This window comes from uncultured Litoreibacter sp. (assembly GCF_947501785.1).
GTDB lineage: Bacteria > Pseudomonadota > Alphaproteobacteria > Rhodobacterales > Rhodobacteraceae > Litoreibacter.
This window is the reverse complement of record NZ_CANMXB010000001.1, coordinates 2499498-2520143: the sequence shown is the minus strand read 5'-3', so window position 1 is coordinate 2520143 and position 20646 is coordinate 2499498. Positions and strand designations below refer to the sequence as shown.

Below are 20646 nucleotides of genomic sequence, written 5' to 3'. Positions count from 1 at the left end.
GAGCACTCGCGGGCCTTCCCGCGTCTCCCATTTTGAATGGCGGCCCCATTGCCGCCGACCCCTTGGTCCTTTGTATGGTGCCGGGGTCGAGGCACCACGTCTCAGATGTGGGGTCTATAGAGGGGTTTTGTGCGTTTGGGAAGTGGGGGAATGCCTTGGGGTCTCACTGCCTATTTTGCCATTGGCGGAGTCGTCCGTGTGCTTGCATTTCCCTTTTTCTTTGGGTGGCTCCGGAATTTGCCCGAGGCGGGAACTGTGAAGTCCAATATGAAAAAACCGGCATTATGGAGCAAGCTCACCAAATATGATGTATTGTTAAGCGTACGTAGTGATTTATCGTTTCAGCTTGTGTGCGTTGTGCGTCCATTGCACGATGATCCCTCATTTTAAGGGGAATACTAACAATGAAGAAGTGTTTTGTCGGTTTGATTTCGGTACTAGCAATTTCGGCCTGCGACGTAACCGAACCGATTGTGTCCGACTTTAATGGAGATAGCGTGACTGTTGTGACTGGCGGACTGGACTCAAAAGAGTACCAGCGGGAGACCGCAGCAAAAGAAGCCAGCCGGATATGCGGTAAGGTGGGCAAGAAGGCGGAATATGCGTCAACTAGGTCCGACCCAAACACCTACCAAAACTACAACCTTTACCTGTGCCTCTGACCGCATAGCTCAGCAAACGTAGGGTGGGTGGTTCTGCGCTGAAAGCGCATGGTTCACCCGCCTGACACCACCCAGCCCGGAATCAAGCCGTAGGCGCCGGGCCAGTGGCAGACCGTCCGGCGGGCTGCCGCTTCTGCCACTGACGCGCGCCGCATATTTGGAAGATGTACTTGGCCACTATAAAGCGCCACAGAAATACCGAAGCAGCGGCACCCCACGGTCTGCCATCGGCCCGGCTACGCGTTGCAGCGCCCATTCTCCAATAGCGGCCCAATCGGGCACCCCACGCCCCATAAGCAGAAGAAGTCATCAATCGGGCTGGTATAGCCAACCACGAATGCACCCGGTCCGGCTTTGCCGGGTACGACATCATAAATCATGACGGCCCCGCCTATGGAGCCATCATAGATTATATGGTCGGCGATATTTGCCGCGTGTTTTGCGGGGATGCGGCTGCAGTGTTCTGCTACGTATTCTAGATGATAGTGTTTGGGCACGCCGCTAATGCCGTTCTGGAACCAATTGGCAATGACCAGCACGATCAGGCCATATATCGTTGCCGATAGAAAGAGCACCTTTCGACTCATGCCTAAACAACCCGATCCAGTACCTTCACAATGCCAATCCCCTCAATCAATTCCACGGTATTCGAAAGCGGTTCAGCAACCGTAGGGTGGGAGTTTCTGCGCTGCAAGCGCATGGTACACCTACCTCATACCTTGCACCCCATAGTTCGGCCAAGCCCGAACCATGTCGAAAAGGTTAACCCCAAAACCGCCCCCAAAAAATTACCCCGGAAGGGCCGATATTAACCGAAATGAAACCGAATAATTTTGGGACAATTTGGGTTTTGCCGCTTCGAAAACTGCCCCATTTTGTACAAAACTCCGTGCAAGACGCGCATTGAGGCAGAAATGGCGAAGGCCGTGTCAATCGCCACATATGTTGAGGTCAGGTAAAACCCCAAGCACAAAGGTTAACTGTAGGGCGGGGTTCACCCCGCCGTCCCGGTGAAGAAAAAGGCCGCACCCCGATATGAGATGCGGCCTTCTCTAAACTGATAGGGAGTGCCGGCCCGCCGAAAATTCTGCGAATTTTCCGCTACACCGCACTCGGTCAAAACAGGGTTTTGACCGTCTTAACGACGAATACCGAGCTTCTTGATCAGGGTCTGATAACGCTCTTCGTCTTTGGCTTTGGTGTAGTCCAGAAGCTTACGACGAAGTGCCACCATCTTCAGCAACCCGCGACGACCGTGGTTGTCTTTTTTGTGGGTTTTGAAGTGCTCTGTCAGGGTGGTGATGCGCGATGTCAGGATGGCAACCTGGACTTCTGGCGAACCGGTATCGCCTTCCTTGGTGCCGAACTCTTTCATCAGGCGTGCTTTTTCTTCAGCAGTAATCGACATCGGGGTCTCCTTTAAGGTTAAGGGTTATGGCGCAGGCCGGGATGTCGTCCAGCAAGGCCCGTGGAGCTCCGTCACATGAGGTGCGGATGGGGGCGTATAGGGTGAATACCCCTAAATGAAAAGAAGAATCTTCTCCCCCCTATTAGGCGAGCCTTGCGCCGTCTTTGCCGCTTTGAGGTCACCCCTGGCCCTACAGCAACCCCAATGCGAAGCGATTGTTTCCAATGGGGAAACAACGAAAATGGAATGCGGCGGAAACGAGGCGAAATCGGGTTTTTTTGTGGCGCTCGGGGCAAAAGTTAACATAGCATTAAGGCGAAACGAGTTTTGCATTAGGGGATGTGCAGCCATGATCGGTCTTTATACGCTACTTACCATACTGGGTGTCGGGCTCATAATTGACGCCTTTAACGATGACGACGACAACACCTCATCCGGGCCCGTAGAGGGCAACGAGATCAACGGCACCCCCGGCGACGACGTGCTGACGGGCACCACGGTCGGCGACATGATCAACGGGCTGGACGGCAATGACACGGTGAACGCCGCCGAAGGCAACGACACCGTTCGCGGCGGCCTCGGCAACGACGTGCTGAACGGAGGTCAGGGCGACGACACCGTCAACGGCGCGCAGGGCGAGGACCGCATCAACGGCGGTACCGGCAACGACATTTTGAACGGCGGCAATGACATCGACATCGTGAATGGCGGTGCGGGCGACGACGAGGTCTCCGGCGGTGCCGGGGCGGATATCGTGCGCGGCGGCGCGGGCAATGACATTGTGAATGGCGACACCAGCAACGACCAGGTGTCGGGTGGCCTCGGCGACGACATCGTTAACGGGGATAATGGCGACGACATGGTCTTCGGCAACTTCGGCAATGACGTCGTCAACGGCGGCGAGGGCAACGACACGGTCGACGGCGGCGACGACGACGACGTGGTTAACGGAGACGCCGGTAATGACACGCTTCTGGGCGGGCCCGGTGCCGATATTCTGAACGGCGGTACGGGTGACGATACGCTCACAGGCGGTGCCGGCAACGATATCATCAACGGCGATCGCGGCTCTGATGACCTGCGCGGCGGTGCTGGCGATGACGTCATCCACGGCCTGGATGACGGGGTCGCGGATGGTCTGGTCGGCGCGTTTGATTTCGACGAGGCTGATACCTTGTCAGGCGGGGAAGGCGACGACACGCTCTGGATCGGCAATGCGGATGTTGCGACCGGCGGGGCTGGTGCGGATACGTTCACGTTGGGGACCTGGCTGACTGCGGATAACACCTCGGTTGTTGATGATTATAACGCGGCTGAGGACGTGTTGCAGGTTGTGTATGAGGACGGTACGACGCCGCCGGCTGTGACCTTTGCGACAACGGCCACCGGGCAGGATATGCTGCTGGATGGGGAGATCGTGACCTCCATCACAGGGGCGTCCGGATTGACCGCGGTGGACGTTATGTTGGTGGCGGCAGTGCCGGGGCCATCAATGGCGGATCCGCTTCCCCCGGTCGCTTAGGCTTCCGTCATACGCACAGAATGGCCCGCTGGTTCAGCGGGCCTTTTTTGTCAGCTCTCGGTCCACGGAACGGGCTGCTGGGAATAGCTGATATAGAGCGGGTGTTTGGGGTGCCCGGCCTTGCTGAGACCAAGGTGATAAAGCGGCTTGCCCGTTTCGCGCATCAATGCGCCGACAGCGGGCCCGCGTTCCAGATGCTCCCCATGGGTGCCCCAGGCGCAGACGATGGTGTCCGCCCACGCGCAGGCCTCTACAATTGCGGCGTCGTTCAAAGGCCCGACAGGGTCCGCCGCTTTGCGCATTTTTCGCGGGTCAGTGTCGCGCCAGGCGAAAATGTTGCAGACCCTGAAAGACCCGTAGCCAAGCGCGCGGGCGCGGCGTTCGCAGCGCTCTACCGTTGGGTCGTTTTGGACCTCGGTCGCCGTTGAAGGGTTCAGCATGACGAAGGCAATCTTGCGCTGTGACGCGTCCCAGATGCGGGTCAGATCGTAGCGATAACGCTCACAATCGGAATAGTTTGCGGTGCTGGCCGCATCGTCTTTGAGGTGGGTGCGCGTGATCATGGCCCGCGTTGTGGCAGGCCATGATCCGGGGGGCAAGTGTCAGGCAGCAGCGGTGCCCATCGATTGGGTGCGGGGCTTCAGTTCAATCACCGCCGCCAAGACAACCGCGTAGAGGATATGACCCCACAGGGCGACCCAGGTGATGCCGGTCCAGCCAAGGAACGGCTTGTTGCCGGCGATCAGATGCGCAACGCCGTAAAGCGCGAAGATCCACAGGCCGATGCCGTAGACCACGGCCGTGACGAGCCACGGCAGCGATGGAAGGATTTTCTGTTGAATGGGGCGGGCGACCAACACGTAGCCCAACGAATAGATCAGCAGCCCGTTGACGATATGAACGATGTCGCCAATGCCTTTCGGCGCCGCGCCAAACACCGTCTTGATGGTGGCCTGCGCAAGGCCGACCGGCGCCAGCTTGGCAAAGCCCGCCAGCGGGGCCAGCCCCTGCCCGAAGAGATCGAAGGCAAGCGTCGCAAGTGCGCCTGCGGTGAGAATGGTCCAGATGTTGGTGCGTGTCATGTGTCTGCGTCCTTGGATGAATATGTTTGTTGGACGCAGTTCTACACAGGCGGTGCGCGGCGGGGATACCCACCTCACGAGGAGCTTATCAGCCGCTGCCAATTATGTGCGATTTTGTAACAATTGGCGCTTTTGGTGGCAATTTCTCTAACATGATGCACTATAATTCGTGCGTCCATGCACCAATATGTAATAATCGAGGGCCTTGTACGCGATTTATGCCTTGAAAACGCGGCTAGGGTGCAATTCACCGGCTTTGTAGCGGCCTACGGCAACGGCGGTGCCGCTTAGCGACGCCCATGCCTCGTCTCCGTATTCAACATCAGAAGCCAGCACCATGCCGGGATTGCCATTGCGCAGTTTCGCAGCGGCATCCTGCGTGGTTGGAAGCTCCGGCAAATCCGCCAACCCGGTTTCCAGGGGCAATAACAGCGCATCCAGCTCTGGCGTTTTGGCCAGCTCGTCGATTTTGTCCAGTGTGACGGCATCTTCCAGCTCGAACGGGCCGGACCAGACGCGGCGCAATTCGCGGACGTGGCCGAGACATCCCAAGGCCTCCCCCAGATCGCGCGCGATGGACCGGACGTAGCCCCCCTTGCCGCACACCATATGCAAGGTCACATGATCCGCATCCGGCCGGTTCACGAAGGATAGTTCGTCGACATAAAGCGGGCGTGGTTCCAGCGACACATCTTCACCGCCACGAGACAGCGCATAGGCGCGTTTGCCATCCACCTTAACGGCGGAGAATTTTGGCGGCACTTGAAAGATGTCGCCTTGAAATGGCGCCAGTGCCACTTTGATGTCGTCATCTGACGGCCGGAGTTCCGAGGTCGCAACGACCTCCCCTTCCTGATCATCGGTGTTTGTGGCCTCTCCCAGACGGATGGTGAAGTCGTAAGCCTTCAGCGCTTCGGTGATGTAGGGGACGGTCTTTGTGGCCTCTCCCAGCGCCACGGCCAGAATGCCGGTCGCGTCCGGGTCCAAGGTGCCCGCGTGGCCCGCCTTGTTGGCGTTGAATGCCCACCGAACCTTGCCCACCACATTGTTGGAGCTGATGCCCGCCGGTTTGTCGACCACCAGCCAGCCAGAAATATCGCGTCCTTTTTTGCGGCGTGCCACGGTTGATGATCCTTTTCAGCAGGTAAGGCGGGCGTGCTATCTGCGGTGCCCTGTCAGGTCAATCCCTTGTGACAACGCCAAGGATCGGTCCCATTCGCGCGCCGCGGTCCGAGCGGCCCAGGCTTGGCGCATGCATTCGCGAAATGGTGCCATCCAGAAAGAGGGCATTGGGCGCGTTCAGCACATCGCGAAACAGCGTGGCGAAGTCGTGAAACCTGACGGCGTTGTCCGAGATCGCGAAATGCACCGCGCCTGCCGCATCGACGCCCACACCATTGCGCCATTTCTTCGACGGGCTGTCGGGCAAGAACTTTGGGTGCAGCTGCCCGTCAATAACCAGCATGGGCCCCGACTGTGTCGCGATGCGGCAGTCCGTTGGGTCGCGCTCAAACGCGCGGCTTTCGAAGATATAGGCCGTGTTGCCGGTCACACAGAACAGCCCGTTTGGCAGCAGCCCGAAATTTCCGGGACCTTCGCGCGTCATCAGCGACTGTTGCTGGCCTTGCTCGTTGATGAACAGGCCGACGGCGCGGCGGTCGTCATGGTACATGCCGCCATTCATCGCGAAGGACAGCGTTTCCCCCTTGGCCGCAAGCAGTCTGTCCAGCGCCTCGAAGTCGCCAATGACCGTGCCGTCCTCGTCCAGCAGTTCCAGGACGATGCGGGTGGGGTCGGTGGTCGTGCAAATGGTGTACTGGTCGCCCAGGTGGTCCACTTGCCGGCAGGTGTCCGCATGCAGCGCGGTGCTGAACGCCCAGGCCAGAAGAAAAGTTAACAGGCTAGGCTTCATCGCTCGGTGCCGAGACGTCCTTGCGCACCGTCTCGTCGCTCAGCAGGCGGTTGGTCTCGTCCATCCGATCAAACGTCTCATCCAAAACAAACCGCAAATCCGGCGTATGCTTGGTGGTCATCTCCTTGGACAGTAGCCTGCGCAGCTCGCCCTTGTTGGCGGCTAGCGACGCGATCGCCTCGTCCTTGCCTTTGCCGCCCAAGGGCAGCACGTAGGCGGTCGCGATCGACAAATCGGGGGTCACACGCACCTCCGATACGGTGATCGACATGCGGTTCAGGTCGGGGTCATGCACGTCACCGCGGATCAGGACCTCTGACAGGGTCCGGCGGATCAATTCACCGACCCGCAGCTGCCTTTGCGACGCACCGCCGCCCGAGAATTTCTTGTTCTTTGCCATGTGTCGCCACTTAAGCCCCTTGCCTGCGCCTTGCAATGGGTCCTACATCCTGTCCAACTTTTATTCGGGAGCACGCAATGACCAATTTGCCAGGTATTGTCATCACAGGCGCATCGGGCCGCATGGGGCAGATGCTGATCAAAACCGTGCAGGCCTCCGACAAGTGCCGGTTGATTGGCGTGACGGAGCGGGACGGCCATGACTGGGTCGGCCGCGATCTTGGCGCCTGCATGGGCGGTAGCGATTTGGGCGTGCCAGTCGTATCGGATGCCATTGACGTGGTGAAAGATGCGCAGGCTATCATTGATTTCACTTCGCCTGACTCCTCGGTGGCCCATGCCGAGCTGGCGGCCCAAGCGCGCGCGGTCCATGTCATCGGTACGACGGGTTTCGACGCATCACATATTGCCAAGATTGATGCCGCCGCGCGCCATGCGCCGATCATCCGTGCCGGCAACATGAGCCTCGGGGTGAACTTGCTGTCGAAACTGACAAAGATGGTTGCCCAGGCGCTGGACGAGGATTTCGACATCGAGATTATTGAAGGGCACCATCACCACAAAGTTGACGCCCCCTCGGGGACCGCTCTGATGTTCGGCGAAGCTGCAGCTGAGGGGCGCGGTGTGGCGCTGGAAGATGTGCGTGATAGCGGGCGCGACGGCATCACCGGCGCGCGCAAGCGCGGCGATATCGGTTTCACCGCAATCCGTGGCGGTGACATTGTCGGAGAGCATGACGTCATGTTTGCTGCCGCCGGAGAACGTATCGTGCTGCGCCATATTGCGACGGATCGTTCAATCTTTGCGCGGGGTGCTCTGAGGGCGGCTCTTTGGGGGCAGGACAAGGGGCCCGGGTCCTACGATATGATGGACGTTCTCGCGATCTGAGAAATTTCTTCAGAGAAATTTGAAACTGAATCAGATTTCGCCACGTATACCAGATACGCCACTGGAGAATCTGTCATGCCAACCAACAATTCATTGAATGCGCTTGCCGCATTTGTTGTCGCTGTCTCTGCGCCCTTTGGTGCGTTCGCATTCGAGAAAGTGACCACCCGCAACCAGTTTGTGGAAATTGTCAGCGGCAAGGATCTGAAGCTGACGGGCATCACGGTGAACGTGACACCTGGCGGTCAAATCAAGGGCAGGGCCTACGGATTTGGTGTGAAGGGCGAGTGGAAATGGCAAAACGGCTACTTTTGCCGCTCGTTATTCTGGGGGAAAAAAGACCTTGGGCCGAACTGCCAAGAGGTGAAGGTTCATGGCAACAAGATCAGATTTACGTCTGACAAAGGCACCGGGCAATATGCCGACCTGACACTGCGGTAACCGGTCAAAAGTCGACCGCTATCCCCTTCTTTTCCCAATCCCCGTAGCGCACGGGTTCCGGACCGTCCCTGCCGCCTAGCTCGGTGGGCAGGTCCAGCGCCTTCGCAGCTTTGCGTCGGGCTTCTGCCTCGGCAAGGGCGCGTTTCGCGGCGGGAGGCAAGTCTTTATCTGGCTCTTTGCTCATAGCTCCTGATATACGGCGCAAGCTGAAGGAGACAAGGCATGACGGATCAACCGCGTTCAAAATCTGACAAAGGCGGCTTTGCTGCGCGCGAAGGTGCGCTGGGGCTGCTGAGCGGTGTGATCGAGGATCAGGAACAGCTATCCGATCTGCTGCGCGGTATTGGCCCGCTCTCTGGGCTGGCACCGGCTGACAAGGCGCGCGCGCAGCGTCTGGCATTAACGACCCTGCGCAATGTCGGGCGGGCGGACGCGCTGATTTCCCAGTATGTCGATAGGCTGCCACCCGTTGCCGCGTTAAACGTTCTGCGTCTTGCAGTAGTGGAACTTATTGTCGAGGGCGAGGCCCCGCATGGCGTGGTCGACAGCAGCGTGTCATTGATGCGCCGCAGCCGTCAGTCTCGCAAGATGTCGGGGTTGGCAAATGCTGTGTTGCGCAAAGTGGCGACCGAAGGGTCTGAGATTTGGGAGACGCTGCCCGTTCCGTCATTGCCAAAATGGTTGCGCCGCCGCGTGGTCCACATCTTCAACGAAGAGATCGTCCAGTCGATCGAGGCCGCCCATCTGGCTGGCGCGCCGGTGGACCTCACGCCGAAAGACGCCAGTCATGCGGAAGCGATAGCCGCCGAGGTTGGGGGCAAGGTTTTGCCAACGGGCTCAGTTCGGTTGGAGCGCGCGGGGCAGGTATCAGGTTTGCCGGGATATGAGGAAGGGCACTGGTGGGTGCAAGACACCGGCGCTGCCCTGGCAGTGAAGCTGTTGGCACCCCAAGTAGACGAAACCGTGTTGGACTTCTGCGCCGCACCCGGCGGCAAGACGATGCAATTGGCCGCGGCAGGTGCACAGGTCACCGCGCTGGATATCAGCAAGGCGCGGATGGCGACGGTGCAAGAGAATCTAATGCGCACCGGGTTGCAGGCCGAATTGGTCGTGGCGGATGCCATGGAATGGGAGGCGCCGCAGTATTACGACGCGATCTTGTTGGACGCTCCGTGTTCGGCGACCGGCACCATCCGGCGCCACCCTGATTTGCCTTTCGCCAAACGGGGCAAGGACCTGGACGAGATGTTTGCCTTGCAGGAGGCAATGATTGATCGCGCCTTGATCGCCCTGAAGCCGGGTGGCCGGTTGGTCTATTGTACCTGCTCATTGCTGACGGAAGAGGGCGAACGGCAAGCCAAAACCGCCATGGCACGGCACGATCTGACCGAGATTGCGCCCGACCCAAAGGCGCTTGGCATTTCCCCGGACTGGCTGCATCCGAATGGCGGCATCCGGCTGCGACCCGACTATTTGGGGGAGTGTGGCGGAATGGACGGCTTTTTCATGATTTCGCTGCGCAAACCCGGCTGAGCGGTGACAAACAGCCGCCCCGCTGGCTAAACTGGGGCCAATAACAACAAGCAAGAAGTTGCTGGATATGGGCATTGGGGCACAAAAGACCCTGTCTCAGGATATGGGGCAGCGGGTCTCCTTCATGGATCGCGTGCATGCGCGATTGAGCGGGATGCGCAGCCAAGTGACCGGCTTCGTGTATCAACCAGAGCCGCGCTCGATGGGCTCGTTTGCCAAAGGCAAACAGTTAATAGCGGGCAATTTTCAGTTCGGCGGGCATTTGATCCAGCAACCCGGCGTCGCGCTTTGGGACCTGCCCGCACCCGACGCAACATTCGCCAACGAGCTGATGGGCTTTGGCTGGCTCGATGATTTGGCGGCAGTCGGGGACGGCGCGGCGCGCAAGCTGGCGCAGGACTGGACGATGCGTTGGATTGCGCAGCATGGCCGAGGCAAAGGCGGCGGGTGGTCGCCAGACTTGACGGGCCGCAGGCTCGTGAGGTGGATCAACCACGCTATCTTCCTGATGAATGGCCAATCCGTTGAAAACAACGACAAGTACTTCCGGTCACTGGCGCAGCAGACGGCATTCTTGAGCAGGCGTTGGTCCATGGCGTCCCCGGGCTTGCCGCGCTTCGAGGCGCTGACTGGATTGCTCTATGCGGGTATTTCGCTCAACGGGGTGGAGCATTTCGTAGAGCCGACGGCGAAAGCCCTCGAACAAGAGTGCAACGTTGAAATCGACGCTGAAGGCGGTTTGACAACGCGTAACCCTGAAGAGCTGATGGAAGTGTTCACATTGCTTTGTTGGGCGGAGCTTGCCCTGAAAGACGCAGGACACGCACCGGAAGCTGGTCACAAGGCCGCGTTGGAGCGGATTGCACCGACATTGAGGGCTCTGCGCCATACCGATGGCGGATTGGCTAGATTCCACGGCGGAGGGCGCGGGGATGACGGGAGATTGGATCAAGCGCTGGCAAATGTGGATGCCGTCACTAGACCGTCGGACAAGCTGGCGATGGGCTATGCGCGGCTGAGTTGCGGCCGGACAAGCGTTGTTGCTGATGTGTCGGCCCCGCCGAAGCGCAAATCTTCGCTGAATGCACATGCCAGCACTTTGGCGTTTGAGCTGACCTCGGCAAGGCGGCCGGTCATCGTCAATTGCGGGTCAGGCGAGTCATTTGGCCCTGATTGGCGGCGCGCCGGTCGCGCAACGCCGTCCCACTCGACTGTGTCGATTGACGGGGTTTCCTCGGCAAAGCTCGCGGCTGGCCCAGACGGTGAAACGCTAACCAATGTGCCCGCAAAAGTACCCGTGCAGCACGGGTCCGATGCTACTGGAATGCGAATCATGGCCAGCCATGACGGGTACCTCAAGGACTTTGGGCTAACCCATGTGCGCAAATTGGAACTGAGTGCGGATGGCAGGGTCGTGACGGGTCAGGACACGCTTGGCGCGTTATCGGACGCCGACCGCGTTACGTTTGAGCATCATATGGACCGCATTGCTCTGAATGGTGTGAGATTTTCCCTCCGGTTTCATTTGCATCCGGATGTTGACGCCTCCGTTGACATGGGCGGCAGCGCCATATCCCTTGCACTCAAAAGCGGCGAAATATGGGTGTTCAGGCCCAGCGGAACGGCCGATATGGCGCTTGAGCCCAGTGTTTATCTCGAAAAAGGGCGATTAAAGCCCCGCGCAAGCCAACAGATCGTTTTATCTTCCCGCGTGATGGAGTATGCGGCGCAGGTCAGCTGGGTTTTGGCCAAGGCGCAGGACACCCCGTCCTATCTGCGCGACTTCGAGCAGGACCTGCAGCTGGCATTGGATCAATAGCTGCTGACCTGACAAAGGATTTCCATGACCGATCTCGCGCCCCTCCGCCGCGCCCTGCTTTCCGTATCTGACAAAACCGGCCTTCTGGACCTTGCCCGTGCACTGTCCGAGCGCGGAGTTGAGTTGCTCTCGACCGGAGGGTCGGCGGGCGCGTTGCGCGATGCGGGGCTTGCGGTGACGGATGTGGCCGACGTGACTGGCTTCCCCGAGATGATGGATGGTCGCGTAAAGACGCTGCACCCCGCAGTGCATGGCGGCCTGCTGGCATTGCGCGATGACGAGGGCCATGTCGCCGCAATGGAAGAACACGGTATCGGGCCAATCGATCTGCTGGTGGTCAACCTCTACCCGTTTGAGGAAACCGTGGCCAAAGGCGCGGATTACGATACTTGCATTGAGAACATCGACATTGGTGGCCCCGCGATGATCCGGGCGGCGTCCAAGAACCATAAATTCGTGAGCGTTGTGACCGATGTGGAAGACTACGCGGCATTGCTGGCCGAGCTGGACGCGCATGATGGGCAAACCACATACGCATTTCGGCAGCGACTGGCGTTGACCGCCTACTCGCGCACCGCCGCTTATGACGCCGCTGTCTCTGCTTGGATGGCGGATGCGTTGGACGAAACGCCGCGCCGCCGCGCCGTTTCTGGAACGCTGGCACAAACATTGCGCTATGGCGAGAACCCGCATCAGAGCGCGGCATTCTACGTTGATGGGACCTCCCGTCCCGGTGTTGCGACCGCGACGCAGCATCAGGGCAAAGAGTTGTCTTACAACAACATTAATGACACCGATGCTGCGTTTGAATTGGTCTCGGAATTTGATCCCAAGGACGGTCCGGCAGTCGCGATCATCAAACATGCCAACCCCTGCGGCGTGGCGCGAGGCGCGACGGTGGCGGAGGCCTATGAGAAGGCGTTTCAGTGCGACCAGACTTCCGCCTTTGGCGGCATCATCGCAGTGAACCAGCCGTTGGATGGGCAAACTGCAGAGGCTATCAGCGGGATATTCACCGAGGTTGTGATTGCGCCCGGTGCAGATGCGGATGCGTTGAGCATATTCGCCAAGAAGAAGAACCTGCGATTGCTGACCACGGATGGCTTGCCGAACGTGTCAGTTGGCGGCCTGACCTATCGGCAGGTGTCGGGCGGCATGTTGGTGCAGGACAAGGATGTCGGCCATATCGGCGCATCCGACCTGAAAGTGGTGACCAAGCGGGCGCCAACTGATCAGGAAGTCGCGGATATGCTGTTTGCCTGGACTGTTGCCAAACACGTGAAATCCAACGCCATTGTCTACGCCAAGAACGGGGCGACTGTTGGTGTGGGGGCGGGTCAGATGAGCCGGGTTGATTCAACCCGTATCGCGGCGCGCAAGGCGCAAGATATGGCTGACGTTATGGGATTGAGCGAAAGCCCGACCATCGGGTCTGTCGTCTCCTCGGATGCGTTTTTCCCCTTCGCGGATGGGTTGATCACAGCGGCGGAGGCCGGTGCCACGGCGTTGATCCAACCAGGCGGCTCGATGCGTGATGACGAGGTGATTGCGGCAGCCGATGAGTTGGGTCTCGCCATGGTCTTCACTGGCATGCGGCACTTTAGGCACTGATGCGGGTTTTAGCGCTCTCGGCCCTGTTTGCCTTCGTTACGGATCAGCTGTCCAAGCTCTACGTCATGTTTGGACTGCAGATGCAGGTTGGTGACGAGTTGGAGGTGTTGCCTCCGTTGGTGGTCTTCAAGTTCGGTTGGAACCCCGGGATCAACTTTGGCCTTTTCGGAAACAGTCCCGAGTTTGCGCGATGGATCTTGATCGCGCTTGCATTGGGAATTTCCGCTTTTTTGGTATGGTGGGCCAACCGATCCCTGACAAGAACCATCACCTTCGCCGGCGCTGGTTTGATCATTGGTGGCGCGATTGCCAATGCGTTGGACAGGGTGCTGTATGGCGCTGTGGCTGATTTCTTGAATATGTCGTGCTGCGGGATCAGCAATCCTTATATCTTCAACATTGCCGATATCTGGATATTTGCGGGCGCCTTTGCGCTGATCATTTTCAATGACGACAAGAGTGATAACAACACCACGTGACGACCGGGTCGGAATGGGCTAAACAGGGCCAAAAGCAGGCCAGTAAACGGGCAAAGGAGCATGAGGCATGGGACGCAAGGCGATGATCCTGATTGGCGCAGCGGCAGCAGCCCTGACGTTGTCGGCCTGTGACCGGAACAAAGACCCGCAACTTCTCAACGTTAAAGCCAATGGCGACGGACCTGACGAGTTCGCGATTTTGCCGAACAAACCCTTGGTCCAGCCAGAAGACTACACAACCTTGCCACCTCCGACCCCTGGCGGTTCAAACCGTACAGACGCGACGCCTGAAGCTGATGCCATCGTTGCGCTGGGCGGAAACCCGAATGGCGGGATCAGAGATGGCGGCCTGGTGAACTACGCCTCTCGCTACGGCGTGGCGCCATCCATTCGCGGACAACTTGCAAAAGAAGACCTTGAGTTCCGCAAAAAGAATGACGGGCGACTTTTGGAGCGGGTTTTCAACGTAAATGTCTACTTCAAGGCCTATCGCAAGCAGTCTCTGGACCAATATGGCGAACTGGAACGCTTGCGTCGTCTGGGTGTTCGCACGGTGTCTGCGCCTCCGGAAGGGTATGAAGAACCTGAATAGGCGACGCGTTGACGTCCCGGTCACAACGGCGTTGGTGTGGTTGAAAGATTTGCCGACTGCTCCATACTTATTTTTAGATTTCATTTGAGAAGGACGATCATGCTGCGCCTGACCCTGTTTGCCTTGGCTTCCCTTGTCACACTCCCCGCTGCGGCGGCTGAGAATGTCACCACATTCACGCTGGATAACGGTATGGAAGCGGTCGTGATCGAAGATCACCGCGCGCCTGTCGTTGTTCATATGCTTTGGTACAAGGCCGGTGCCGCCGACGAAAAGCCGGGGGTCTCTGGCATTGCGCATTTCCTAGAACACCTGCTGTTCAAGGCCACCGACAAGTTGGAGGCCGGAGAATTCTCCGCAATTGTTGAGGCAAATGGCGGTTCCGACAATGCCTTCACGTCCTGGGACTATACCGCCTACTTTCAGCGGGTGGCGGCAGACCGTCTGGGTCTGATGATGGAGATGGAATCGAATCGGATGCGCAATATCCGTTTGACCGAGGAAGACATCCTGACCGAACGCGACGTCATATTGGAAGAACGCAACCAACGCACCGACAGCGAACCAGGTTCGCTTTTCAGCGAGCAAAGACGGTCCGCCCAATACATGAATCATCCTTACGGCATTCCAATCATTGGGTGGCGTCATGAAATGGAACAGCTGGACCGCGAAGACGCGCTTGAATTCTATCGGACATTCTACGCCCCGAACGCCGCTGTTTTGGTGGTTGCCGGGGACGTCGACCCCGCCGAAGTCGAAGCGCTTGCAAAGAAACATTACGGCCCGCTTGAACCAACCGTTGGCTTGCCCGACCGTGAGCGACCGCAGGAGCCGCCCCAATTGGCTGAGCGCCGCGTTATGTTCGAAGATGCGCGTGTCGCGCAGCCCTATGTGATCCGCACCTACCTTGCGCCAGAACGCGACGCCGGTGATCAAAAGGAAGCGGCGGCGCTGACCATATTGGCTGACATCCTGGGTGGCAGTTCCGCAACCTCCGTCTTCGGGCGGGCCTTGGAGCTGGGAGAACGAAAGGCCGTTTACACCTCCGCCTTCTATTCTGGCATGAATTACGACGATACCAACTTCGGTGTTCTGATCGTCCCGACACCAGAGCTTAGCCTTGAGCAGGCAGAGGCCGAACTAGACGCCGTCATCGCACAGTTTATCGAGGACGGCGTTGACGCGGCTCAATTGGAGCGGGTGAAAACCCAAATCCGCGCATCCGCGATTTATGAGAATGACAATGTTGGCGGTCTGGCGCGGCGGTACGGTGCCGCTTTGACCTCCGGCCTCACAGTTGAGGACGTGCAAGCCTGGCCAAGCATTCTAGAAGCTGTGACCGAAGAAGACATTATTGCCGCCGCGAAATCGGTCTTTAGCCGTAAGAATGCGGTCACGGGCTGGTACCAAAAACCATCTGCTGAGGTGACCCAATGATCCGTTTTCTGCTGGCCGCACTGGCTGTTCTTACCATATCACTTCCCGCTCGGGCGATTGAAATTCAGGAAGTGACCTCGCCCGGTGGCATCAAGGCGTGGTTGGTTGAAGAACATTCGATCCCGTTCACAGCTCTTGAAATTCGATTCAAAGGGGGCGCATCGCTGGATCGCGACGGCAAGCGCGGGGCGATACACCTTATGGCCGGACTGATCGAAGAAGGGACCGGGGAGCTGGATTCGACGACTTTCGCAGCGGCCCGAGAAGCGCTTGCGGCAAGTTACGATTTCGATGTCTATGACGATTCCTTTACCATTTCTGCGCAATTCCTCACCGAGAACCAGCCTGAAGCGCTTGCATTGTTGCGTAGTGCGGTCGTTGAGCCCCGCTTTGACCAGCCCTCCATCGACAGGGTGCGTGGTCAGGTGGTGTCGATCATCAAGTCGGACGAAAAAGACCCGTCAGCCATTGCGCGGCGCGCTTTCACCAAACAGGCATTCGGGGACCACCCCTATGGCTCGCCCAAGGAAGGGACGATCGAGAGCCTGAACGCCCTGACACGCGACGACATTGTCGCCGCACATCAGGACGTGTTTGCCCGCGACCGGCTGTTCGTCGGAGCGGTTGGCGACATCACCGCGGAACAGCTTGGTGTTGTGCTTGATGACCTGCTAGGCGACCTGCCGGCGACGGGTGCGCCATTGCCGCAGAAGGCGGAGATTGGTCTGACGGGCGCGCAGACTGTGGTGCCCTTTGACGTTCCGCAATCGACCGCAATTTTTGGGCATGAGGGCATAGACCGCCACGACCCGGACTTTTTTCCCGCTTATGTCATGAATCAGGTGCTTGGCGCAGGTGGTTTCGGCTCCCGTCTAATGGAAGAAGTGCGCGAGAAACGTGGCCTGACATATGGCGTTTCCAGCTTCCTCGTTCCAAAGGATCACGGCTATCTGATAATGGGGCAGGTCGCCTCGTCAAACGATCGGATCGCCGAGGCAATCGACGTCATTCGGGACGAATGGGCCAAAATGGCCGCTGACGGTGTGACAGAAGAAGAATTGGCCGACGCCAAGAAATACCTGACTGGTGCTTATCCTCTGCGGTTTGACGGCAATTCGACTATCGCCGGCATCCTTGTCGGAATGCAAATGGACGACTTGCCCATCGATTATGTCAACACGCGCAATGACAAGGTCAACGCGGTTACATTGGACGACATCAAGCGGGTCGCAGCGCGGTTGCTGAAGCCGGATGCGTTGCAATTTGTGGTTGTTGGCCAGCCGGAAGGTTTCGAAAGCACCAACTAGGTCCTGCATAGCCGAATCGGCGATGGACATGCTACACCTAGGGGTATGAACGCCCCTGACCGCAACATAAGCCCAGGACCGCCTAAAATCAGGCAGTTAGACGATGTCGCCGTAAACCGCATCGCGGCTGGCGAGGTTGTGGAGCGCCCGGCCTCTGCCGTGAAGGAGTTGATCGAGAACGCGCTAGATGCCGGGGCATCCCGCATCGAGCTGGCGGTGCAGGACGGCGGCAAGACGCTGGTGCGTGTCACCGATGATGGCCACGGGATTTCGGAAGCGGATCTTCCGTTGGCGCTGTCGCGCCACGCCACCTCGAAAATTGATGGATCGGACCTTCTGAATATCCATACATTCGGCTTCCGAGGGGAGGCGTTGCCGTCTTTGGGGGCGGTCGGGCGGTTGACCATCACCTCCCGCGCGCGAGGAGCCGACACAGCATTCCAAATTTCAGTGAGCGGGGGTGCACATGACGCTGCGCGTCCTGCGGCGCTTAATGCCGGCACCGTCGTCGAATTGCGCGACTTGTTTTATGCGACACCGGCGCGGCTGAAGTTCCTGCGCACCGACCGGTCTGAGATGCAGGCGATCAGCGATGTCGTCAAAAGGCTCGCCATGGCGGAGCCTTACGTTGGCTTTACCATTCGCGACCTGTCCGGTGGCGACCAAGGGCGCGTCACTTTCAGGGCGGACCCGCAAACCGGCGACATGTTCGATGCGCTCGGCGGCCGGTTACGCCAAATCTTGGGAAGTGAGTTCGCCGAAAATGCCTTGCAGATTGATGCGGAACGGGAAGGCATCACCCTGACCGGTTTTGCGGCATTGCCCACCTACTCGCGCGGATCAGCAATTGCCCAGTATCTGTTCGTGAACGGCAGGCCGGTTCGTGACAAGCTGCTTGTTGGCGCGTTGCGCGGGGCCTATTCGGACTTCCTGTCGCGGGACCGTCATCCCGCGGTCGCACTATTTCTCGAATGCGACCCGCAAAAAGTCGATGTGAATGTCCATCCAGCCAAGTCAGAGGTCAGGTTTAGGGACCCGGGGGTCGCACGCGGCCTGATCGTATCAGCCTTAAAGCACGCACTTGCCGAGGCAGGGCATCGCGCCTCCACGACGGTAGCGGATGCGACACTCGGCGCATTTCGACCTGAACCTCAAGGGCGCATCTACCAAATGGACCGCCCTTCACAGCAGGCGCTGAGGGCCTCTTACCAAGCACAATCGCCGGGGTTCGCGGAAGCCGCCCCGGAGTTCGCCCCCGCAAGCGGACGCGTCGAAGAGGTTTTGGAGGAGAACCCGCAAGATACTCCGTTGGGCGCTGCGCGTGCGCAGGTTCACGAAAACTACATCATTGCGCAAACCACGGATGGGATGGTCATCGTGGACGGGCACGCCGCCCACGAGCGGTTGGTGTATGAAAAGCTGAAACGCCAGATGTCGGAAAACGGCGTCGCGAAGCAGGCTTTGCTGATCCCCGAGATCGTGGAGCTGTCCGAAGGGGATGCTGCAAGGCTGCTGGGACATGTAGACGCACTGGCCTCCTTTGGGCTGGTGATCGAGCCCTTCGGCCAAGGTGCCGTCGCGGTGCGCGAAACCCCGGCGATATTGGGTGTCATTAACGCTGAAGCGTTATTGCGCGACATTCTGGATGAGATCGATGATCTCGGGCAGACCCAGAAACTGGCCGATAAGATCGAGGCCGTCTTGAGCCGGGTTGCCTGCCATGGATCAATCCGCACAGGCCGCATCATGCGGGCCGACGAAATGAACGCCTTGCTGAGAGAGATGGAGGCGACCCCTCATAGCGGCCAATGCAATCACGGGCGACCTACTTACGTTGAATTGAAGCTGGCCGACATCGAGAAGTTGTTTGGGCGCACATGATCCAGATCGGTGAAAATAGCTATTCGCTGAGCGATCCGCTGGTCATTGCGACCCTTACCGGAGCTGCAATCGTTCTTCTGATCGTTGTGTTGCTCATCTTGGCGCTGCGTGCATCTGGGCGCTCTGCCCGGGCGGCAGAACCACTTATGGGGCAGGTCAACCAGTTGACCCAAGTTGTTCAGGGCCTCAGCCAAGGCCAGGCTCAGCTTTCGGGTGGGCTCGATTCCGTTGCGAAGTCGCAAACCATGACGATGCAAACGATGGAAGTTCGCCTGGCGGATGTTCAGCAGAAAATGGCGGAGCGATTGCATGACAACGCCATCAAAACCGCGCGTTCAATGTCTGACCTGCAGGAACGGATGAACGACACGCTACATGGCTCGTCCGAGAAAACCACGAAATCGCTGACCCAGCTGCAAGAACGCCTTGCGACAATTGATAAGGCTCAGACCAATATCGAGAAGCTGTCAGGCGACGTGTTGTCGTTGCAGGATATTCTGTCCAACAAACAGACACGTGGGGCGTTTGGAGAAATCCAGCTGAACGACATCGTGTCCAAGGCATTGCCGGCGGACAGCTACGCGTTTCAAGCGACACTGTCGAACGGGAAGCGGGCGGATTGTCTGATCCACCTGCCAAACCCGCCGGGCCCAATCGTGATCGACGCGAAGTTTCCGCTTGAGGCCTACGAGGCGCTTGTCGCTGCGGAGACGAAAGAGGATCAGGCGCGGGCACTGACGGCTTTGGGGCAGGCAGTGCGGGTGCACATCAAGAAGATTTCGGAGAGCTACCTTATTGAAGGCGAGACGGCCGACGGGGCGCTCATGTTTTTGCCGTCAGAAGCGGTTTATGCGGAGCTTCACGCCAAGTTGCCCAACATCATCCGAGAAGGGTTTGCGGCGCGGGTCTGGATCGTGTCACCGACGACCTGCATGGCCACACTGAACACGATGCGGGCGATCCTGAAGGACGCCCGGATGCGGGAGCAGGCGGGGGAGATCCGGAAGGCATTGAAGCACCTGCACCGGGATGTGGAAATTATCGGCGAGAAGGCCGGAAAACTGGAGACCCATCTGAGGCAGGCAGGCGATGATGTGGCGGGGGTCATCACGGCGGCCACGCGGGCCGGAAAACGAGCGGATCGGTTGGATAACTTCGATTTCGAAGAGCTGGCCCCGGATGCGGACACCAATGTGGTGCCACTGGGCAAAGCGGGCGACTAGGCCGGATTGCCCAAATTCAGGTGTCGCCTCGTGCGCAGAGGATCAGCTAAATCGCTGTTTCCCACATTGTCGATTTTGAGCCAACATCAGTCTTGGCGGCGAGGCGTCGTGCCGATTGTCGATTCCCAGGTCTTGGGAGCGCGGGCCTTTGCCCACATGTCCTGAAGACCGCGTTGCATATCCCAAATGATCAACGGCATCACGCGGCCATGAACATGGTGTGCATGGACACGCTGTTTTGCAGACTAATCTGATCAGCGGTTTGATCCAGACGCGTCGCCAATCTGGTGACACGCCCTTTGACAGCAGAGGAGCGGGGCTTGTGAGTGGAGCTAAGTGCTTGGAGGCGGTTGTAGCGGGCTTTTTGTTTCAGGGTCATGGCAGTAACCTTGCAATCGATGAGGCCCCCACCCTGATCTGTTAACCCAAAGTTAATGCATCCCCTGTTTC

At 58.7% G+C, this 20646-nt stretch carries 22 protein-coding genes; 13 read left to right on the top strand and 9 right to left on the bottom strand.

Annotated features, from left to right (window positions below):
• Positions 1-404 precede the first annotated feature (404 nt).
• On the top strand, positions 405-662 hold the full coding sequence (locus Q0899_RS12625; protein ID WP_298294458.1) for a hypothetical protein: 258 nt from the start codon (positions 405-407) through the stop codon (positions 660-662).
• Between the two features lie 236 nt (positions 663-898).
• On the opposite strand, the gene Q0899_RS12620 is transcribed toward Q0899_RS12625, so the two are convergent.
• Entirely contained in the window at positions 899-1237 is a 339-nt protein-coding gene (locus tag Q0899_RS12620) for a hypothetical protein (protein ID WP_298294455.1), read from the bottom strand.
• Positions 1238-1800: 563 nt separating this feature from the next.
• A complete protein-coding gene (rpsO, locus tag Q0899_RS12615) occupies positions 1801-2070 on the bottom strand; it encodes a 30S ribosomal protein S15 (RefSeq protein ID WP_298294452.1) in 270 nt (89 codons plus the stop codon).
• Positions 2071-2419: 349 nt separating this feature from the next.
• Between rpsO and Q0899_RS12610 the strand changes: the two genes are divergently transcribed.
• The gene (locus tag Q0899_RS12610) at positions 2420-3592 is read left to right on the top strand and encodes a calcium-binding protein (protein WP_299193193.1); all 1173 of its coding nucleotides are present in this window, start codon (positions 2420-2422) and stop codon (positions 3590-3592) included.
• A 50-nt stretch (positions 3593-3642) separates the two neighbouring features.
• Here Q0899_RS12610 and Q0899_RS12605 read toward each other — a convergent pair whose 3' ends face one another.
• From Q0899_RS12605 to rbfA, 5 genes are all read right to left on the bottom strand, one after another.
• Positions 3643-4155, bottom strand: coding sequence for a DUF1643 domain-containing protein (locus tag Q0899_RS12605; RefSeq protein ID WP_299193191.1), 513 nt, complete (start codon positions 4153-4155; stop codon positions 3643-3645).
• A 39-nt stretch (positions 4156-4194) separates the two neighbouring features.
• A complete protein-coding gene (locus Q0899_RS12600) occupies positions 4195-4674 on the bottom strand; it encodes a hypothetical protein (RefSeq protein ID WP_298360791.1) in 480 nt (159 codons plus the stop codon).
• Between the two features lie 216 nt (positions 4675-4890).
• A complete protein-coding gene (gene truB / locus Q0899_RS12595) occupies positions 4891-5796 on the bottom strand; it encodes a tRNA pseudouridine(55) synthase TruB (protein WP_299193189.1) in 906 nt (301 codons plus the stop codon).
• A 58-nt stretch (positions 5797-5854) separates the two neighbouring features.
• Positions 5855-6586, bottom strand: coding sequence for a phosphodiester glycosidase family protein (locus Q0899_RS12590; RefSeq protein WP_299193187.1), 732 nt, complete (start codon positions 6584-6586; stop codon positions 5855-5857).
• Positions 6576-6986 (bottom strand): 30S ribosome-binding factor RbfA, encoded by a 411-nt coding sequence (gene rbfA / locus Q0899_RS12585; protein WP_298294435.1) that lies wholly within the window; start codon positions 6984-6986, stop codon positions 6576-6578. Before rbfA ends, Q0899_RS12590 begins: the two co-directional genes overlap by 11 nt.
• Positions 6987-7063: 77 nt before the next feature.
• Between rbfA and dapB the strand changes: the two genes are divergently transcribed.
• A complete protein-coding gene (gene dapB / locus Q0899_RS12580) occupies positions 7064-7873 on the top strand; it encodes a 4-hydroxy-tetrahydrodipicolinate reductase (protein ID WP_298360785.1) in 810 nt (269 codons plus the stop codon).
• Positions 7874-7948: 75 nt separating this feature from the next.
• Complete coding sequence (locus tag Q0899_RS12575) at positions 7949-8314, top strand: dihydrodipicolinate reductase (protein ID WP_299193184.1); 366 nt, start codon at positions 7949-7951, stop codon at positions 8312-8314.
• A gap of 4 nt (positions 8315-8318) precedes the next feature.
• Here Q0899_RS12575 and Q0899_RS12570 read toward each other — a convergent pair whose 3' ends face one another.
• Positions 8319-8498, bottom strand: coding sequence for a DUF1674 domain-containing protein (locus tag Q0899_RS12570; protein ID WP_298294426.1), 180 nt, complete (start codon positions 8496-8498; stop codon positions 8319-8321).
• Between the two features lie 38 nt (positions 8499-8536).
• Here Q0899_RS12570 and Q0899_RS12565 point away from each other — a divergent pair, with 38 nt between their 5' ends.
• From Q0899_RS12565 to rmuC, 9 genes are all read left to right on the top strand, one after another.
• Entirely contained in the window at positions 8537-9847 is a 1311-nt protein-coding gene (locus tag Q0899_RS12565; RefSeq protein WP_299193182.1) for a transcription antitermination factor NusB, read from the top strand.
• A 67-nt stretch (positions 9848-9914) separates the two neighbouring features.
• Positions 9915-11666: a heparinase II/III family protein gene (locus Q0899_RS12560; RefSeq protein WP_299193180.1), complete on the top strand. Its 1752-nt coding sequence runs from the start codon at positions 9915-9917 to the stop codon at positions 11664-11666.
• A gap of 24 nt (positions 11667-11690) precedes the next feature.
• Positions 11691-13277: a bifunctional phosphoribosylaminoimidazolecarboxamide formyltransferase/IMP cyclohydrolase gene (purH, locus tag Q0899_RS12555; protein ID WP_299193178.1), complete on the top strand. Its 1587-nt coding sequence runs from the start codon at positions 11691-11693 to the stop codon at positions 13275-13277.
• Positions 13277-13756, top strand: a complete 480-nt coding sequence (locus Q0899_RS12550; protein ID WP_299193176.1) for a signal peptidase II — start codon at positions 13277-13279, stop codon at positions 13754-13756. The genes purH and Q0899_RS12550 overlap by 1 nt, the downstream gene beginning before the upstream one ends.
• 67 nt (positions 13757-13823) lie before the next feature.
• Positions 13824-14348, top strand: a complete 525-nt coding sequence (locus tag Q0899_RS12545) for a DUF3035 domain-containing protein (RefSeq protein ID WP_298294408.1) — start codon at positions 13824-13826, stop codon at positions 14346-14348.
• 99 nt (positions 14349-14447) lie between these two features.
• A complete protein-coding gene (locus Q0899_RS12540) occupies positions 14448-15785 on the top strand; it encodes a pitrilysin family protein (RefSeq protein WP_299193174.1) in 1338 nt (445 codons plus the stop codon).
• The gene (locus Q0899_RS12535; protein ID WP_299193172.1) at positions 15782-17092 is read left to right on the top strand and encodes a pitrilysin family protein; all 1311 of its coding nucleotides are present in this window, start codon (positions 15782-15784) and stop codon (positions 17090-17092) included. The genes Q0899_RS12540 and Q0899_RS12535 overlap by 4 nt, the downstream gene beginning before the upstream one ends.
• Before the next feature lie 45 nt (positions 17093-17137).
• Positions 17138-18973, top strand: coding sequence for a DNA mismatch repair endonuclease MutL (gene mutL, locus Q0899_RS12530; protein ID WP_299193170.1), 1836 nt, complete (start codon positions 17138-17140; stop codon positions 18971-18973).
• Positions 18970-20196: a DNA recombination protein RmuC gene (gene rmuC, locus Q0899_RS12525; protein WP_298294401.1), complete on the top strand. Its 1227-nt coding sequence runs from the start codon at positions 18970-18972 to the stop codon at positions 20194-20196. Before mutL ends, rmuC begins: the two co-directional genes overlap by 4 nt.
• Positions 20197-20395: 199 nt before the next feature.
• On the opposite strand, the gene Q0899_RS12520 is transcribed toward rmuC, so the two are convergent.
• Positions 20396-20575, bottom strand: coding sequence for a hypothetical protein (locus Q0899_RS12520; RefSeq protein ID WP_298294398.1), 180 nt, complete (start codon positions 20573-20575; stop codon positions 20396-20398).
• Positions 20576-20646: the final 71 nt, after the last annotated feature.

What these genes read in the sequence shown, in the direction of transcription:
- Q0899_RS12575 (WP_299193184.1), top strand. Translation starts at nt 7,949, where the DNA reads ATGCCAACCAACAATTCATTGAATGCGCTTGCCGCATTTGTTGTCGCT.
- Q0899_RS12550 (WP_299193176.1), top strand. Translation starts at nt 13,277, where the DNA reads ATGCGGGTTTTAGCGCTCTCGGCCCTGTTTGCCTTCGTTACGGATCAG.
- Q0899_RS12625 (WP_298294458.1), top strand. Translation starts at nt 405, where the DNA reads ATGAAGAAGTGTTTTGTCGGTTTGATTTCGGTACTAGCAATTTCGGCC.
- Q0899_RS12540 (WP_299193174.1), top strand. Translation starts at nt 14,448, where the DNA reads ATGCTGCGCCTGACCCTGTTTGCCTTGGCTTCCCTTGTCACACTCCCC.
- purH (WP_299193178.1), top strand. Translation starts at nt 11,691, where the DNA reads ATGACCGATCTCGCGCCCCTCCGCCGCGCCCTGCTTTCCGTATCTGAC.
- rpsO (WP_298294452.1), bottom strand. Translation starts at nt 2,070, where the DNA reads ATGTCGATTACTGCTGAAGAAAAAGCACGCCTGATGAAAGAGTTCGGC.
- Q0899_RS12570 (WP_298294426.1), bottom strand. Translation starts at nt 8,498, where the DNA reads ATGAGCAAAGAGCCAGATAAAGACTTGCCTCCCGCCGCGAAACGCGCC.
- Q0899_RS12535 (WP_299193172.1), top strand. Translation starts at nt 15,782, where the DNA reads ATGATCCGTTTTCTGCTGGCCGCACTGGCTGTTCTTACCATATCACTT.
- Q0899_RS12600 (WP_298360791.1), bottom strand. Translation starts at nt 4,674, where the DNA reads ATGACACGCACCAACATCTGGACCATTCTCACCGCAGGCGCACTTGCG.
- rmuC (WP_298294401.1), top strand. Translation starts at nt 18,970, where the DNA reads ATGATCCAGATCGGTGAAAATAGCTATTCGCTGAGCGATCCGCTGGTC.
- dapB (WP_298360785.1), top strand. Translation starts at nt 7,064, where the DNA reads ATGACCAATTTGCCAGGTATTGTCATCACAGGCGCATCGGGCCGCATG.
- Q0899_RS12520 (WP_298294398.1), bottom strand. Translation starts at nt 20,575, where the DNA reads ATGACCCTGAAACAAAAAGCCCGCTACAACCGCCTCCAAGCACTTAGC.
- Q0899_RS12545 (WP_298294408.1), top strand. Translation starts at nt 13,824, where the DNA reads ATGGGACGCAAGGCGATGATCCTGATTGGCGCAGCGGCAGCAGCCCTG.
- rbfA (WP_298294435.1), bottom strand. Translation starts at nt 6,986, where the DNA reads ATGGCAAAGAACAAGAAATTCTCGGGCGGCGGTGCGTCGCAAAGGCAG.
- mutL (WP_299193170.1), top strand. Translation starts at nt 17,138, where the DNA reads ATGAACGCCCCTGACCGCAACATAAGCCCAGGACCGCCTAAAATCAGG.
- Q0899_RS12560 (WP_299193180.1), top strand. Translation starts at nt 9,915, where the DNA reads ATGGGCATTGGGGCACAAAAGACCCTGTCTCAGGATATGGGGCAGCGG.
- Q0899_RS12610 (WP_299193193.1), top strand. Translation starts at nt 2,420, where the DNA reads ATGATCGGTCTTTATACGCTACTTACCATACTGGGTGTCGGGCTCATA.
- Q0899_RS12565 (WP_299193182.1), top strand. Translation starts at nt 8,537, where the DNA reads ATGACGGATCAACCGCGTTCAAAATCTGACAAAGGCGGCTTTGCTGCG.
- Q0899_RS12590 (WP_299193187.1), bottom strand. Translation starts at nt 6,586, where the DNA reads ATGAAGCCTAGCCTGTTAACTTTTCTTCTGGCCTGGGCGTTCAGCACC.
- Q0899_RS12605 (WP_299193191.1), bottom strand. Translation starts at nt 4,155, where the DNA reads ATGATCACGCGCACCCACCTCAAAGACGATGCGGCCAGCACCGCAAAC.